The sequence below is a fragment of the Thioalkalivibrio sp. ALE12 genome (assembly GCF_000381105.1).
Taxonomy (GTDB): domain Bacteria; phylum Pseudomonadota; class Gammaproteobacteria; order Ectothiorhodospirales; family Ectothiorhodospiraceae; genus Thioalkalivibrio.
Map to the genome: position 1 here is coordinate 20,001 of NZ_KB905919.1, position 14,282 is coordinate 34,282.

General features: G+C 68.0%; 16 protein-coding genes (1 of these 16 only partly in view). 8 read left to right on the plus strand and 8 right to left on the minus strand.

The window, feature by feature from the left end; genetic code table 11:
* Positions 1-513: the 5' end (the start) of a tyrosine--tRNA ligase gene (gene tyrS, locus F614_RS0113170; protein WP_018876067.1), read on the minus strand. 702 nt of this gene lie to the left of the window's left edge; 513 of the gene's 1,215 nt are visible here — the first part of the coding sequence; the start codon lies at positions 511-513; the stop codon falls past the left edge of the window.
* A gap of 131 nt (positions 514-644) precedes the next feature.
* Here tyrS and F614_RS0113175 point away from each other — a divergent pair, with 131 nt between their 5' ends.
* Positions 645-1,793, plus strand: a complete 1,149-nt coding sequence (locus F614_RS0113175) for an anhydro-N-acetylmuramic acid kinase (protein WP_018876066.1) — start codon at positions 645-647, stop codon at positions 1,791-1,793.
* Positions 1,794-1,849: 56 nt separating this feature from the next.
* Here F614_RS0113175 and erpA read toward each other — a convergent pair whose 3' ends face one another.
* From erpA to argC, 4 genes are read right to left on the minus strand one after another with little or no spacing between them, the layout of a single operon-like run.
* The gene (gene erpA / locus F614_RS0113180) at positions 1,850-2,224 is read right to left on the minus strand and encodes an iron-sulfur cluster insertion protein ErpA (protein WP_018865815.1); all 375 of its coding nucleotides are present in this window, start codon (positions 2,222-2,224) and stop codon (positions 1,850-1,852) included.
* A gap of 57 nt (positions 2,225-2,281) precedes the next feature.
* Positions 2,282-2,716 (minus strand): polymer-forming cytoskeletal protein, encoded by a 435-nt coding sequence (locus tag F614_RS0113185; RefSeq protein ID WP_018876065.1) that lies wholly within the window; start codon positions 2,714-2,716, stop codon positions 2,282-2,284.
* Positions 2,713-3,468: a DUF6776 family protein gene (locus tag F614_RS0113190; RefSeq protein ID WP_026280276.1), complete on the minus strand. Its 756-nt coding sequence runs from the start codon at positions 3,466-3,468 to the stop codon at positions 2,713-2,715. The genes F614_RS0113185 and F614_RS0113190 overlap by 4 nt, the downstream gene beginning before the upstream one ends.
* A gap of 28 nt (positions 3,469-3,496) precedes the next feature.
* Complete coding sequence (gene argC, locus F614_RS0113195; protein ID WP_018876063.1) at positions 3,497-4,552, minus strand: N-acetyl-gamma-glutamyl-phosphate reductase; 1,056 nt, start codon at positions 4,550-4,552, stop codon at positions 3,497-3,499.
* A 95-nt stretch (positions 4,553-4,647) separates the two neighbouring features.
* On the opposite strand from argC, the gene F614_RS0113200 reads away from it, so the two are divergent.
* Positions 4,648-5,163 (plus strand): peroxiredoxin, encoded by a 516-nt coding sequence (locus F614_RS0113200; RefSeq protein ID WP_018865819.1) that lies wholly within the window; start codon positions 4,648-4,650, stop codon positions 5,161-5,163.
* A 30-nt stretch (positions 5,164-5,193) separates the two neighbouring features.
* Complete coding sequence (locus tag F614_RS0113205; protein WP_018865820.1) at positions 5,194-5,709, plus strand: CopD family protein; 516 nt, start codon at positions 5,194-5,196, stop codon at positions 5,707-5,709.
* A 46-nt stretch (positions 5,710-5,755) separates the two neighbouring features.
* On the opposite strand, the gene ptsP is transcribed toward F614_RS0113205, so the two are convergent.
* Together ptsP and F614_RS0113215 are read right to left on the minus strand one after the other, a co-directional pair.
* Complete coding sequence (gene ptsP, locus F614_RS0113210; RefSeq protein WP_018879969.1) at positions 5,756-8,023, minus strand: phosphoenolpyruvate--protein phosphotransferase; 2,268 nt, start codon at positions 8,021-8,023, stop codon at positions 5,756-5,758.
* A gap of 20 nt (positions 8,024-8,043) precedes the next feature.
* Positions 8,044-8,604 carry an RNA pyrophosphohydrolase gene (locus F614_RS0113215; RefSeq protein WP_018882488.1) on the minus strand — a complete coding sequence of 187 codons (561 nt, stop codon included), beginning with the start codon at positions 8,602-8,604 and terminating at the stop codon, positions 8,044-8,046.
* A 164-nt stretch (positions 8,605-8,768) separates the two neighbouring features.
* Here F614_RS0113215 and F614_RS0113220 point away from each other — a divergent pair, with 164 nt between their 5' ends.
* Entirely contained in the window at positions 8,769-9,446 is a 678-nt protein-coding gene (locus tag F614_RS0113220) for an HAD family phosphatase (RefSeq protein WP_019559059.1), read from the plus strand.
* Between the two features lie 292 nt (positions 9,447-9,738).
* Here F614_RS0113220 and F614_RS0113225 read toward each other — a convergent pair whose 3' ends face one another.
* Positions 9,739-10,185, minus strand: coding sequence for a hypothetical protein (locus F614_RS0113225; RefSeq protein WP_018865825.1), 447 nt, complete (start codon positions 10,183-10,185; stop codon positions 9,739-9,741).
* An 83-nt stretch (positions 10,186-10,268) separates the two neighbouring features.
* Between F614_RS0113225 and thiD the strand changes: the two genes are divergently transcribed.
* From thiD to F614_RS0113245, 4 genes are all read left to right on the plus strand, one after another.
* Positions 10,269-11,057 (plus strand): bifunctional hydroxymethylpyrimidine kinase/phosphomethylpyrimidine kinase, encoded by a 789-nt coding sequence (gene thiD / locus F614_RS0113230; protein ID WP_019559060.1) that lies wholly within the window; start codon positions 10,269-10,271, stop codon positions 11,055-11,057.
* Positions 11,047-11,691 (plus strand): thiamine phosphate synthase, encoded by a 645-nt coding sequence (gene thiE, locus F614_RS0113235; protein ID WP_019559061.1) that lies wholly within the window; start codon positions 11,047-11,049, stop codon positions 11,689-11,691. The genes thiD and thiE overlap by 11 nt, the downstream gene beginning before the upstream one ends.
* An 81-nt stretch (positions 11,692-11,772) precedes the next feature.
* A complete protein-coding gene (gene hemL, locus F614_RS0113240; RefSeq protein WP_019559062.1) occupies positions 11,773-13,050 on the plus strand; it encodes a glutamate-1-semialdehyde 2,1-aminomutase in 1,278 nt (425 codons plus the stop codon).
* Between the two features lie 91 nt (positions 13,051-13,141).
* On the plus strand, positions 13,142-13,960 hold the full coding sequence (locus F614_RS0113245) for a sulfite exporter TauE/SafE family protein (RefSeq protein ID WP_019559063.1): 819 nt from the start codon (positions 13,142-13,144) through the stop codon (positions 13,958-13,960).
* Positions 13,961-14,282 lie beyond the last annotated feature (322 nt).

Genomic DNA, 14,282 nt, shown 5'->3' on the forward strand with positions numbered 1-14,282 from the left:
GATGAGGGGGTACAGGAACTCGTGGATGGCGATCGGCTGGTGTTCGGTGTAGCGCTTGTGGAAGTCGTCGCGCTCGAGCATGCGCGCCACGGTCTGGCGCGAGGCAAGCTGGACCATGCCTGCGGCGCCCAGCGGTTCCATCCAGGTGGAATTGAATACGACCTCCGTACGCTCGGGATCGAGGATGCGGAACACCTGCTCGCGATAGGTCGCGGCATTGCGCTCGATATCCTCGCTGGACAGCGGCGGGCGCGTGGCGTTCTTGCCCGAGGGATCGCCAATGCGGCCGGTGAAATCGCCGATCAGGAACAGGATATGGTGCCCCAGATCCTGCAGCTGGCGCAGCTTGTTGATCAGCACCGTATGGCCCAGGTGCAAGTCCGGGGCGGTGGGGTCGAATCCCGCCTTGATCCGCAAGGGGCGGCCCGTCTTGAGACGCTCGACGAGGTCGTCCTCGAGCAGGATTTCATCGGCGCCGCGACGAATCACGGCCAGCTGGTCTTCGAGTTCCATGTCGCCCCTTGTTCGAGATCGGAGAACCGGCCGGGCGGGCCGGACGCGCGCAAGGATACCGCGAGGCCCGGACAGACGCGAAACACGGCCGTGGTCCAGAATGGGTCCAACACGGCCTGAGGAACACGCGCATGACACAACGCTTTATCGGATTGATGTCCGGCACCAGCCGGGACGGCGTGGACGCCGTCCTCACCGAGATCCGCGAGGACGGGGCCGTCACCGTCGTGGATCACTGCCAGCTGGACTACCCCGACGATCTGGCCCTGGAACTGGCGACCGCCGCCACCAGCGAGGCCCTGCAATACCGGCACCTCGGGATGCTGGACGCACGTCTGGGGATGCTGTTCGCCCGCGCGGTCCAGACCCTGCTCGAGCAGACCGGCCTGGCACCCGGCGCTATTCGCGCGATCGGCAGTCACGGACAGACCGTTCACCACGCCCCGGACGCCGAACCGCCCTTCACCTGGCAGATCGGAGATCCGTTCCGTATTGCGGAGGCCACAGGGATCGACACCGTGGCCCAGTTTCGCCCGCGCGACATCGCCGCCGGGGGCGAGGGTGCCCCGCTGGCCTGCGGCTTTCATGCGATGCAGTTCGGCGCACCGGACGAGACGCGCGCGGTGCTGAACCTCGGAGGCATCGCCAACGTCACCTGGCTGCCACCCGGGGCACCCGTGATCGGCTTCGACTGCGGACCCGCCAATACCCTGATGGACGACTGGAACCGGCGCCACCACTCGACCCCGTTCGACCGGGATGGTGACTGGGCACGCAGCGGAACACCCGACCCCGAGCTACTGGCCCGACTGCTGGAGGACCCGTTCTTCCGGCGCCCCCCGCCCAAGAGCACGGGACCCGAGTACTTTTCCCCCGCGTGGCTGCGCCATGTCGCGGGTGACCGCCTCGACCAGCTCCGGCCCGAGGACCTCCAGGCCACCCTGGCCGAACTGACGGTGGAAGGCGTACGCCGCGCCCTGACGCATCTGGATCCGCAGCCGCCCGCCCGCCTGCTGGTGTGTGGCGGCGGCGCGCACAACCGCTACCTGATGCAGCGCCTGGCGCAGGCTCTGCCCGATACCCGCGTGGAGTCCACCGAACGCCATGGCATCCCTCCGCAACAGGTGGAAGGCGCCGCATTTGCGTGGCTGGCGGCCCGCACCCTTGCGGGGGAGCCCGGCAATCTTCCCGAGGTAACCGGTGCACGTGGGCCGCGGGTACTCGGCTGCATCATCCCCGGCCACGCCCGCCCCACCGACCCCGCGGACCAGGGGCGGTAACAAAAAAGGCCCGATCCACCGGATCGGGCCTTCGCCTGAGTCGCTTGCGGTCGGCTTCAGACCGAGAAGCTGGAGCCGCAGCCGCAGGTCGTGGTGGCGTTCGGGTTGCGGATGACGAACTGCGCGCCCTCCAGGCCCTCGGTGTAGTCGATCTCGGCGCCGGCCAGATACTGGAAGCTCATCGGATCGATCAGCAGGGTCACCCCGCCATTCTCGACCACGGTGTCGCCATCACCCACGGTTTCGTCAAAGGTGAAGCCGTACTGGAAGCCGGAGCAACCGCCGCCGCTGACGAATACGCGCAGCTTCAGGTTGTCGTTGTTCTCTTCCTCGATCAGCCCCTTCACCTTGGTGGCCGCGGCATCGGTAAAGATCAGCGGGCTGGGGATTTCGATGTCCATCTCCGCTTCGGACGTCATGGGCTCGGACATTCGGGGCCTCCTGTAATAATCATTTTCATTCACGCTACGGAAGACTGAGCCCCAGAGTCAAGAATGCCCACCTTCCGTGGGATTGGTCAGGGCCTGGGTCTCGCCGGGCCCCTCCAGTTCACCCTGGAGCGGGTGATCCACCCGCTTGAGCAGGCCGTCGATCTGCGCGCCTTCCGCCATCTGCAGCATGGTGTAGTAGAGATTGCCCACCAGACGGGCCGTCTCGCCGAGTTCCACATGCTCGCCAACATGGACATCGCCCTGCACCTCTCCGTTCATCAGCAGGTGCGGGACCGCGATATGGCCCTCGACCACGCCCCCGTCCGCCACCACCAGAACGGCGGAAGGATCGGTGGTGGCCCGGATATCGCCGATCACGCGACCCTCGATGTGCAACCCGCCCCCGAACTCGACATCGCCATGGATCACCGTATTGCGCCCAACCAGCGTGTCCACCTTACCCGCCCGGCGGCCCTTCTTGCGTCCCATCATTGCATGCCCTCCAGCAGGCGATCCCAGTCGGCCCGTTCGGAAACCGGATCCAGTTCCTCGTCATCTTCGGCGCTCGCGCGCAACGTCAGGTGCTGCGGCTCGAAGCCCTCCGGCAGCCGGATCCGGACGCGCTGATGCCGCAGCAACCGCAGCTCTTCCAGCGTACGCCCGGAATCCAGCCCCAGCGCCTCGGCATCCAGGGTGCCCGGCTCTTCCGCGTCCGCCGCGAGGCCGTCCACCTCCAGCGACCAGCGCAGATCCACCGAGCGGCCCAGCCCCGGACGGTAAAGCTGAAAGCTGACATCGAACACCCCGGCCTGCCCGGTCGGCTGCAGCCGGAGGGCCCGGATGCCCAGACCGTCCTCGCCCGAGCCTTCCGCGAGACGCTGATAAAACGCCAGTTCGTCGCGCAACGCCTGCAGCTCCGTCTCCTGGCGCTCGATATCACCGGCATAGGCCGCCAGCTCGGCCTCCTTGATCGCCAGGTGCTGCTCGGCGCGGCGCAGCGCCTCCTCGGCGCTCTGGCGCGCGGCGACCTCCCGCTCCAGGTCCGCCCGCAGGGCGTCGATCCCTGCCTGCGGTTCCACACCCGCCGTCCCGTCGTCTCGCTCGCTGGCCAGCCAGCCCAGTCCCCCGGCGACCGCAGCCAGGACCAGCGCGATTGTCAGCAGGCCGGCCCACCACGTTCCGCGGCGCCGTCCGGACGCCCGCCGCCGAGCCGGGATCCGCGGCCGCCGGGGCAGACGCGGCACCGGAATACTCATACGGCCAGACCCGGCATCAGGGGAAGACCGGCAGCGCGTCCAGGCCTGCGGTTTCCGGCTGGCCAAACATCAGGTTCATGTTCTGCACGGCCTGCCCGGCCGCGCCCTTCACCAGGTTGTCAATCACCGAAAGCACCATCAGCCGACCGGAATGCGGCGGCTGCGCCAGCGCCACCCGACAGACATTGGTGCCGCGCACACTGGAGGTCTGCGGATGGGCCCCGGGCGACAGCACGTCGACAAACGGCTCGTCGCGGTAGCGCTGCTCGAAACAGGCCTGCCAGTCCGCATCCGCCGCCAGCGGGCGCAGATAGAGGGTCGCGTGAATCCCGCGCGTCATGGGCACCAGATGCGGCTGGAAGATCAGCCCCACGGACTGCCCGGCCACCCCGCTCAGCGTCTGATGGATCTCCGGCCAGTGCCGGTGCCCGCCGCTGGCGTAGGCACGAAAGTCCTCCTGCACCTCGGCGAACAGCCCGCCGATCTGCGCCTTGCGCCCAGCCCCGCTGACACCGCTCTTGGCATCCGCGATCACGTCCGCCGGATCGATCAGGCCGGCCTCCAGCAGGGGCAGAACCGCAAGCGTCACGGCCGTCGGATAACAGCCCGGCACCGCGATCAGGCGGGCATCGCGGATGAGCGTCCGGTTCAGCTCCGGCAGGCCGTACACGGCCTCGCCCAGATACTCGGGCGCGCCATGGGCCTGCCCGTACCACTGCGCCCACAGATCGGGATCGCGGATGCGGAAATCCGCCGACAGATCGATGATGCGCGTGCCCCGCTCCAGCAGGGGCGCGGCCAGCGCGTGGGCCACCCCGTGCGGGGTCGCGAAAAAGACCACGTCGCACTCGCCCAGGGTCGCCTCGTCCGGCGCCTGAAACACCGCGTCGACCGCGCCACGCAGGCTCGGGAACAGTTCGGCCACGGGCGTGCCCGCCTCGCCCCGCGAGGTCACCACCTGCAGATCGGCCGCCGGGTGCCGCGCCAGCAGGCGCAGCAATTCCACACCGGTATAGCCGGTGGCACCGACAACCCCGATGCGGATGGGTTTGCTGTTGGTTGCATTCGTCATGCTGCGGCATGATACCGCCTTGGCCGGGGCCACGGAACGCACGCCCGCCCTGCCAGTCCACATTTGCAGGCTATTCGATCAACGGATCACACCTCATGAGCAAAGTCAGGATCGACCGCAAGGCCATCTTCGGAGGCATCTTCATCATCGCGCTGGTCGCCATTGCCGCGACCATCTGGCTGACCGACGACGGCATGCGCCCGGCGCCCGCCTTCGCCGCCACCACACTGGATGGCGAACAGGTGTCGCTGGAGGACTACGAGGGACGGCCGGTGATGATCTCGTTCTGGGCCACCAACTGTCCCTCCTGCATTCGCGAGATCCCGGAACTGATCCACCTGCACGAGACCTACGCGGACAAGGGATTCGAGCTGCTCGCGGTCGCGCTGTCCTACGACCCGATCAACCGCGTGGAGGCCATGCGCGAGGATCGCGGGATGCCCTACAAGGTCATCCACGACAGCGACGATGCCTTTTCCCAGGCCTACGGCGGCGTACGCCTTACGCCGACCACCTTCCTGATCTCGCCGAATGGCCGCATCGTCTATCAGAAGCTGGGCGACCCGGACTTCGAACAGATCGAACGCCACCTGGAACGCTGGCTCTCGTAAGCCCGGCACCGCCCGACGAGAAGGACCTCCATGCAAGCGTACAACTGGTTCCTAAGCCTGCACGTGATCTTCATGGTCACCTGGTTCGCCGGGCTGTTCTATCTGCCCCGCCTGTTCGTCTATCACGCGATGACCGAGGACGCCCTGGGCCACGAGCGCTTCAAGATCATGGAGCGCAAGCTGTTCTACGGGATCATGACCCCCGGCGCCCTGATCACCATTGCCTTCGGCGTGGCCATGCTGGTGGATCGCTCGTTCTACCTGGCCGAGCCGTGGATGCACTTCAAGCTGACCCTGATCGCGATCCTGGTCGCTTATCACGTCTGGTGCGGCAAGATCGTGCGCGACTTCCGCGACGACCTGAACCGTCGCGATCACACCTGGTATCGCTGGTTCAACGAGGTGCCGGTCCCCATCCTGGTGGGCGCGGTGGTGTTGGTGATCAACCGCTCGATCCCCGACGCCCTGATCGCCATCGGGGTGGTGCTCGGGATCTTCCTGCTGAGCGCGCTGATCGCGCTGTGGCGGACCAGCCGCAACGGATAGCGGGCCCCCCGGACAACCGCGGGCGCCGGAACACGGACTCCCGGCGTCAGGTCTTGCCGGCGCGCACCAGGCCGCCCAACCCCGCCTGGACCAGGGCGTTATTGAGCAGCGAGCGGATCTGGTCGGCGTTCTCCAGCAGCCGGCATTGCGCCAGCAGCGCCTCGGCGCGGTCGGTGGAGAAGCTGCGGATCACCCATTTCACCCGCGGGATCGAGGACACGCTGACACTCAGGCTGTCGATCCCCATCCCCAGCAGCAGGATCACTGCGGCCGGGTCGGCCGCCATCTCCCCGCACACGCTGACCGGCTTGCCGGCCCGGTGGGAGCCCTCGGTGATCGTCTCCAGCGCGTGGATACAGGCCGGGTGCAGGGTGTCGTAGAGGTGCGCCACGCGGGCGTTGTTGCGATCCACCGCCAGCAGGTACTGGACCAGGTCATTGGTGCCCACCGAAAGAAAATCCACCCGCCGGGCGAGCATCTCCGACATGTAGACCGCCGCCGGCACCTCCACCATGACGCCGATCCGCGGCATCGGGATGCGGAAGCCCTCGTCCAGGAGTTCCTCACGCGCCCGGTTGAGCAGGCTCATCGAACCCTTCAGTTCATCCAGCGCCGAGATCATCGGGAACAGGATCTGCAGGTTGTCGTGTGACCGGCTCGCCTTGAGCATCGCCCGCAGCTGGGTCAGGAAGATCTCCGGGTGGTCCAGCGAGATGCGGATGCCGCGCCAGCCGAGGAACGGATTGTCCTCCTTGACCGGGAAGTACGGCAGGGCCTTGTCGCCGCCGATATCCAGGGTCCGCAGGGTCACCGGCATGGGATCGAAGGAGGCGAGCACCTGCTCGTACAGCTGGACCTGCTCCTCCTCGCCGGGGAAGCGGTCGCGGATCATGAACGGGACCTCGGTGCGGTACAGCCCCACCCCCTCGGCCCCGGACTCCAGCGACGGCTTGATATCCGCCAGCAGCCCGGAATTCGCCAGCACCGGTACGGCGACCCCGTCGCGGGTCTCGGCCGGGTCCTTGGCCAGCGCGCGCAGGTCCTCCGCCAGCTCGCGCTCCTCGCGCACCAGACGCTCGAACTCCGCGCGCAGCTCGGCGTTGGGGTTCACGAACAGCCGGCCGCGATAGCCGTCGACCAGGATCTCGCGCCCCTCCAGGCGGCCCACCGGGAGCTCGGACACCCCCATGACCGCCGGGATGTTCAGCGCGCGCGCGAGGATCGCGATATGCGAGGAGCCGGTCCCCTTGGCCGAGACCATCGCCCCCAGCCGTTCGATCGGCACCTCCGCCAGGTGTGACGCGGTCAGGTCGTCCCCGACCAGGATGCCGCCCTCGGGAAACTCGTCCTGGCTGCGATCCGCCGGCAGCAGATGCGACAGCACGCGCCGACCGAGGTCCCGCACGTCGGCCGCGCGCTCACGCAGGTACGGGTCCTCCATGTCCTCGAACACCCGCACGCTCTCGCGCACCGTGTCGCGCAGCGCGGCGGGCGCCCACTGGCCGTTGCGGATGCGCGCCTCGGTCTTGTGCACCAGCGAGTCGGACCCCAGCAGCATCAGGTAGGCATCGAACAGCACCTGCTCGTCCGGGCCCAGGGCCTCGCCCATACGCTGCTTCAGGTCCTCGATCTCGGTGCGCGTCTCCGCGACCGCCTGCTTGAAGTGCTCCAGCTCGCCGTCCACCCCGGCACTCTCGCGATCCGGGATGGAATCGAGATCGGCCAGCCGGTAGGCCACCACGGCGCGCCCGATGGCTACGCCGGGCGAGCCGGCGATGCCGGTGGCCTCGACGTTCACATGACCGATCAGCGGGGTCTCGGAGGAGATCTCGTCGTTGAACTCGGCGTAGGCGATCGCCCCGGCCAGCTGCGCGGCCAGGGTGATCAGGAAGGAGACGTGTTCGTCATCGAACTTGCGCGCCTGGTGCTGCTGCACCACCAGCACGCCCAGCAGGCTGCGCTGATGGATGATCGGCACGCCCAGGAACGCGAGGAAGTGCTCCTCGCCGGTCTCCGGGAAGTAGCGAAAGCGCGGGTGATCCTGGGCGCTGTCGAGGTTGACCGGCTCGGCGCGCGAGGCGACCAGACCGACCAGGCCTTCCGACGGGTCCATCTCGACCTGCCCCACCGATTCCGAACGCAGACCTTCCGAGGCCATCAGCACCAGGCGCCCGGACTGTGGCGACTTCAGGTAAATCGAGCAGACATCGATCTCCAGCGCCGCCTTCACCCGCGTGACGATGATGTGCAGTGCTTCGAAGAAATCGGCCGCACCATTGACCTCCTGCACCACGCGGCGCAGGACCTCGAGCATCGAGGGCTGCTTCGGGACCGTCAACGCGAGGACACCGACGGGCGGTTCAGCGAGGGTTCCGGGGTGCGGCTATCGGAACCGCGGGCGCGCCCCTGATCCAGCTCGGGGAACATCAGCGGCACCAGTTCGCACAGCGCCCGGCGGTAGACCTGGCGCTTGAAGTGCACGACCTCGCGCGCCGGGCGCCAGTAATCGATCCAGCGCCAGTCATCGAATTCCGGGGTTTCCATTGCATTCAGCACCACGTCGTTCTCATCTCCGACCATGCGCAGCAGGAACCAGCGCTGCTTCTGGCCGATGCAGACCGGGCGTTGATGGCGCCGGACCATGCGCTCCGGCAGGCGATAGCGCAGCCAATGGCGGGTGGCGCCCAGCACCTCGACGTGCCGGGGGAACAGGCCGGTCTCCTCGCGCAACTCGCGGTACATCGCCTCTTCCGGCGTTTCTTCCGCGTGCACGCCCCCCTGGGGGAACTGCCAGGCCTCCTGACCGACCCGCTTGCCCCAGAACAGCTGTCTTTCCGCGTTGCACAGGATGATGCCTACGTTTGCGCGATACCCGTCACAATCAATCACTTGCATCAGCCAGACGCTTTTCTATTACTGGCATTGTTCCACAGCGGACGCCCTGGCGGCAAAGCCCCTACCCGGCCTCCGGTGCCGGCCCGACGGGGGATGCGAGGCTGCAGGCTGCCACGCCCGCCGGTACACTTTCGCCCGACTCATGCCAACCCGAGAATCACCTCATGGCCCTGGCCCTGTTCGACCTCGACAACACCCTTCTTGCCGGCGACAGCGATCACGCCTGGAACCAGTTCCTGGCCGAGGTAGGCGCCGTGCACCCGACCTGCCACGCCGAGACCAATGACCGCTTCTACCAGGAGTATGTCGCGGGCGTGCTCGATATCCACGAGTTCTGCCGCTTCGCGTTCAGCCCGCTGGCCGAGCACCCGCGCGCGCAACTGGAGGCATGGCGGGAGGAGTTCATCGAAACGCTGATCCGCCCGATGATCGCCCCCGGGGCCCAGCACCTGCTGGAAAGGCACCGGGTGGCCGGCGACGAACTGGTGATCATCACTGCGACCAACCAGTTCGTGACCCAGCCGATTGCCGACATCCTCGGCGTGGATCACCTGATCGCCACCCTGGCGGAAGAACGCGAGGACGGGGAGTTCACCGGTGAACTGACGGGCGTGCCCTGCTTTCAGGAAGGCAAGATCGAGCGCCTGCGTCAGCACCTCGCCGATCACCCGGACCCCGAGGGCACCATCACGCAGGCCAGCTTCTACAGCGACTCACGCAACGACATCCCCCTACTGGAGCAGGTCGGCCGCCCGGTGGCCGTGGATCCGGACCCCACCCTCGCGGAACATGCCCGCAACAAGGGCTGGCCGGTCATCTCGCTGCGCGACACCACGGCTTAAGGCGACACCCGAGCCACTGGCTCGGGTGAGTTGATTGCACCACGAAGCCCACGAAGGCACGAAGAAAGGCAAGGTCAAGGGCGTTTTCACCACGGAGGGCACAGAGATCACGGAGAAAGACAGGGGGGGTTCGGGATGATTGTTCAGGATGACCCGTAGGCTGGAACCAAGCCATTCGGCGCCAGCAAGGCTTGCAACAAAAGGATTTTCTTCGAGCCTTCGTGCGCTTCGTGGTGCAACCGCCCTTGACCTTTACAGTGCTGACGCCGCCTGGCGCGCAGAGCGATCTGCGTTACTCAAAGACCGCCGCGATCTGCGCCAGGCGCTGGCCAGCCGGGGTATCCCCCTTGCCGGCGGCCACGACCGCATCGCGGTAGCCCGTCACCAGCTCCGGCACCACGGCTGTCACCTGCTTGCGGCGCAGACGCCCGGCGCCGGTGACCGGCCAGGTCGCGCGGAAGTCGCAGTTATCCAGCGCATCGCAGACCCACAGGCTCCACTCGTGCCGCGTCACGTCGATCTCGTGCTGGCGGATCACCAGGCGATAGACATGCTCGGCATTCATGTCCGCCATGCCCACCCCGGGACCCACGTGCTCCACCTGCAGCTCGGCGGCGATCCGGTTGATCTCCTGCTCCAGCGCGACCAGGGCCTGGTCGACCTCCGCATTCAGCGTACCGCCGGCCTTGGCGGCGGCGACCAGGGGACGGATGGACTCGACTTCGAACTCGTGGCTCATGCTGCGTACACTCCCGGGATTCGTAACAAGAACGCCCCGGGGGTGCCGGGGCGCGCGCAACCTTAGCACGGGAGCCCCCCTTCATGAATCATCCTCCGATCGCGCTGAGCATTGCCGGCTCCGACCCCGGCGGCGGTGCGGGTCTGCAGGCCGACCTGACCACCTTCACCCGCCTCGGCGTACACGGGGCCACGGCGGTGACCGCGATCACCGTGCAGGACACCCGCAACGTGGTGGATTTCACCGTGCTCCCGCCGGAGCAGCTGCGCGCCCAGATCGAGGTCACCCTCGCGGATCTCGAGGTCGCGGCGATCAAGATCGGCATGCTCGGCTCGGTGGAGAATGTCACCGTCGTCTCCGCACTGCTGGGCGCGCACCCGCATATCCCGGTAGTACTGGACCCGGTAATGGTCGCCGGCGGCGGCGGCGCGCTGGCGACCGAGGCGGTCGTCGACGCCACGCGCGAGGCCCTGCTGCCGCGGGCCACGCTGATCACCCCGAACGGCCCCGAAGCCGCCCGCCTGGCCCGCAGCGAGGACCCCACACAGTGGGGCCACCAGCTGCGCCAGCTGGGCGCGCGCAACGTGCTGGTCACTGGCGGGCACGAGGGCGCCGAGCAGGACCCGATCATCAATCGCCTCTACCGCGAGGACGACCACATGCGCCCGTTCGAGTTGCCGCGCCACCCGGCCGGCTTCCACGGCTCCGGCTGCACCCTGGCCGCGGCGATCGCCGCCTTCCTCGCCCGTGGCCGTGACATCGAACCGGCCGTGATCGAGGCCCAGGCCTTCATGAACGATGCCATCGCCCGCGGCTATGCCCCCGGCCACGGCCAGCACATCCCCAACCGCCTGTGCCCGCATGACGACTGAGCCAAAGCCGACCCTTCGTGGGCTTTACTTCATTACCCCTGCGGTACCGGAGGGCGCGGACCCGCGCGCGACCCACCTCGCCCATGCCACAGCCGCGCTGCGCGGCGGCGCCAGCCTGATCCAGTTCCGCGACAAGCAACTCGCGGGCGACGCGCGCGAGGCGATCGCCCGCGAGCTGGTCGCCCTTGCCCACACGCACGGTGCGCGCTGCATCATCAACGACGACACCGAGCTGGCCGCGCGTATTCAGGCCGATGGCGTGCATCTGGGCCGCGACGATCCGGACCCGACCGCGGCCCGCACGCTCCTGGGGCCGGACGCAATCATCGGGGTCTCCTGCTACAACGAACTGGCACGCGCCGAAGCTGCCGCCCGGGCCGGTGCGAGCTATGTCGCCTTCGGCACCATGTTCGCCTCCCCGACCAAGCCAGAGGCCGCCTTCGCCGGGCCGGAGCTGATCCGCCAGGCGCGCGCGGCCCTGGACCTGCCGATCTGCGGCATCGGCGGCATCACCCCGGACAACGCGGCGGAAGTGGTCGCGGCTGGGGCAGACCTGGTCGCCGTGATCCAGGGCATCAGCGCCGCGCCCGATCCAGAGGCCGCCGCCCGGCGCATCAGCACACTGTTCGACTGACCACTTTGCACGCGCCCGCGGCCGTCGCTATGGTTGCCGGGCCTACCGAATCCCGAACTCAACGAAATACAGGACACCGTCATGCAGGAAACCGAGCGTCTGTTCGAGGCCGCCAAAGAACACATCCCCGGGGGCGTGAACTCCCCGGTCCGCGCGTTCAAGGGCGTGGGCGGCACCCCGATCTTCATGGACCGCGCCAACGGTGCCTACATGTGGGACGCCGATGGCCAGCGCTACATCGACTACATCGGCTCCTGGGGCCCGATGGTCGCCGGCCACGCCCACCCCGAGGTGATCGAGGCGGTGCGCGAGGCCTGCAACAACGGCCTGTCGTTCGGCTGCCCGACCCGGCTGGAGAACGACATGGCCGCGAAGGTCTGCGAACTGGTGCCGTCGATGGACCTGGTACGCATGACCAACTCGGGCTCCGAGGCCACGATGAGCGCGATCCGGCTGGCGCGCGGCTACACCGGGCGCGACCGCATCGTGAAGTTCGAGGGCAACTACCACGGCCATGGCGACTCGCTGCTGGTGAAGGCCGGCTCCGGCGCCCTGACCCTCGGCCAGCCGAGCTCCCCCGGCGTGCCGAAGGAGCTGGCCGCCCTGACCAGCACCCTTACCTACAACGACGCCGACGGCGTGCGCGCCTTCTTTGCCGAGAAGGGCGACGAGGTCGCCTGCATCATCGTCGAGCCGATTGCGGGCAACATGAACTGCATCCCGCCGGAACCGGTCTTTCTCGAGACCCTGCGCGAGGTCTGCGACCAGCACGGCGCGGTACTGATCTTCGACGAGGTGATGACCGGCTTCCGCGTCTCGAAGAACTGCGCCCAGGGCTATCTCGGCGTCACCCCGGACTTGACCACGCTGGGCAAGATTATCGGCGGCGGCATGCCGGTGGGGGCCTTCGGCGGCAAGCGCGCGATCATGGAACACCTCTCGCCGCTGGGCCCGGTCTATCAGGCCGGCACCCTGTCCGGGAACCCGATCGCGATGACCGCCGGGCTCAAGACCCTGGAAATCCTGTCCCGTCCGGGCTTCCACGACGAACTGGAGCAGCGCACGAAGAAGGTCGTCGCGGGTTTCGAGGACGCCGCACGCGAGGCCGGGGTCGCCCTGACCACCAACCAGGTGCCGGGCATGTTCGGCCTGTTCTTCTCGGACCAGAAGGTCACCGACTTCGCCGGGGCCACCGCCTGCGACACCGCCGCCTTCGGCCGCTTCTTCCACGCGATGCTGGGCGAGGGCATCTACCTGGCCCCCAGTGCCTTCGAGGCCGGCTTCATGTCCAACGCCCACTCGGACGCGGACCTCGATGCCACCATCGAGGCCGCCCGCAAGTGCTTCAAGGCGCTCTGAGCGCGCTTCCTCCCCCCTGAACAGTGGGCCGGCAACCCCAGCGGCTTGCCGGCCCACTGTGTCCTGACCCACGACCCGCCACTACGCACGAATGATCGACACGCTGATCCAGTCACCGTTGGCGCTGGGGCTGCTATTTGTGCTTCTGGGGCTGATCGCCGGTATCCCGGCCGGGATGTTCGGCATTGGCGGCGGGCTGATCCTGGTGCCGGTCTTCGTCGCGATCTTCAGCCTGCTGGCCTTCGACTCGGCGAGCCTGGTGCAGCTCGCGGTCGGCTCCTCGCTGGGCGCCATCATCCCGACCGCGATCCTGTCGGCCCGCGCCCACCATCGCCGGGGCGGCGTGGACGGCGCGGCCGTACGCCGGCTGCTGCCCGGCATCATCGTCGGGGCCCTGCTCGGGGCCTGGCTGGCCACGCGCATCGACTCCGACCACCTGGGGCGCATCTTCGGCGCCTTCGAGGTCGCGATCGGAATCTGGATGCTGCTCAACGTTCAGCCGCCGAAAGCGCCCGTGCCGAGGCGCAGCGTCTGGCTGGGCGGCGGCACCGTAATCGGGGCCGTCTCCTCGCTGATCGGCATCGGCGGCGGCACGCTGACCACCCCGTTCCTGGTCAGCCAGGGGCTGGAACTGCGCCGGGCGATCGGCTCCGCCGCGGCCCTCGGCGTGCCGATCTCCATCGGCGCGAGCCTGGTGTTCGCCCTGCCGCAGTGGACCGATCCAACCTACCAGGCGCCGGAGTGGGCGCTGGGCTATCTCTATCTGCCGGCCATCCTCGGCGTGGTGATCGGGACCGCCATCAGCGTACGCGCAGGCGTCTGGCTGACCCACCACCTCCCGGTGGCCATCCTCCGCCGCGGCTTCGCCGGCGTGCTGATCCTCGCCGGCACCCTGATGCTCCTACGCTAGCCCCCACGGGTCAGCGCTCCCCTGTGCGTGAACGGGCGGTTGCGCCATGGCGGTGGCAGCGACTGTTTCGCCATTCGGTGTTTACGGCGCCTTCGGTCCACCGCCTGCCTGATGGTGGCTGGCCCTGGAGTGGCATCCGGTGTTTACGGTGGCTCCGGTCCACATACTGCCAGGCGCTGACTCGCCAGCGCGCCGCGAGGTACTTCTTTGCTCGTGCAAAGAAGTACCCAAGAAACACGCCCGACTGCCGCGACCCCGGCCCGCTGTGCGGGCCGGGGTTTCCCTCGCTCCGAGGCTTTTCGCGGGCGGCGCTGAACTCGCT

Excerpts from the sequence above, each read along its gene's own strand:
- F614_RS0113175 (WP_018876066.1), top strand. The coding sequence starts at position 645 with ATGACACAACGCTTTATCGGATTGATGTCCGGCACCAGCCGGGACGGC.
- erpA (WP_018865815.1), bottom strand. The coding sequence starts at position 2,224 with ATGTCCGAGCCCATGACGTCCGAAGCGGAGATGGACATCGAAATCCCC.
- F614_RS0113185 (WP_018876065.1), bottom strand. The coding sequence starts at position 2,716 with ATGATGGGACGCAAGAAGGGCCGCCGGGCGGGTAAGGTGGACACGCTG.
- argC (WP_018876063.1), bottom strand. The coding sequence starts at position 4,552 with ATGACGAATGCAACCAACAGCAAACCCATCCGCATCGGGGTTGTCGGT.
- F614_RS0113200 (WP_018865819.1), top strand. The coding sequence starts at position 4,648 with ATGAGCAAAGTCAGGATCGACCGCAAGGCCATCTTCGGAGGCATCTTC.
- F614_RS0113205 (WP_018865820.1), top strand. The coding sequence starts at position 5,194 with ATGCAAGCGTACAACTGGTTCCTAAGCCTGCACGTGATCTTCATGGTC.
- ptsP (WP_018879969.1), bottom strand. The coding sequence starts at position 8,023 with ATGCTCGAGGTCCTGCGCCGCGTGGTGCAGGAGGTCAATGGTGCGGCC.
- F614_RS0113215 (WP_018882488.1), bottom strand. The coding sequence starts at position 8,604 with ATGCAAGTGATTGATTGTGACGGGTATCGCGCAAACGTAGGCATCATC.
- F614_RS0113220 (WP_019559059.1), top strand. The coding sequence starts at position 8,769 with ATGGCCCTGGCCCTGTTCGACCTCGACAACACCCTTCTTGCCGGCGAC.
- F614_RS0113225 (WP_018865825.1), bottom strand. The coding sequence starts at position 10,185 with ATGAGCCACGAGTTCGAAGTCGAGTCCATCCGTCCCCTGGTCGCCGCC.
- thiD (WP_019559060.1), top strand. The coding sequence starts at position 10,269 with ATGAATCATCCTCCGATCGCGCTGAGCATTGCCGGCTCCGACCCCGGC.
- thiE (WP_019559061.1), top strand. The coding sequence starts at position 11,047 with ATGACGACTGAGCCAAAGCCGACCCTTCGTGGGCTTTACTTCATTACC.
- hemL (WP_019559062.1), top strand. The coding sequence starts at position 11,773 with ATGCAGGAAACCGAGCGTCTGTTCGAGGCCGCCAAAGAACACATCCCC.
- F614_RS0113245 (WP_019559063.1), top strand. The coding sequence starts at position 13,142 with ATGATCGACACGCTGATCCAGTCACCGTTGGCGCTGGGGCTGCTATTT.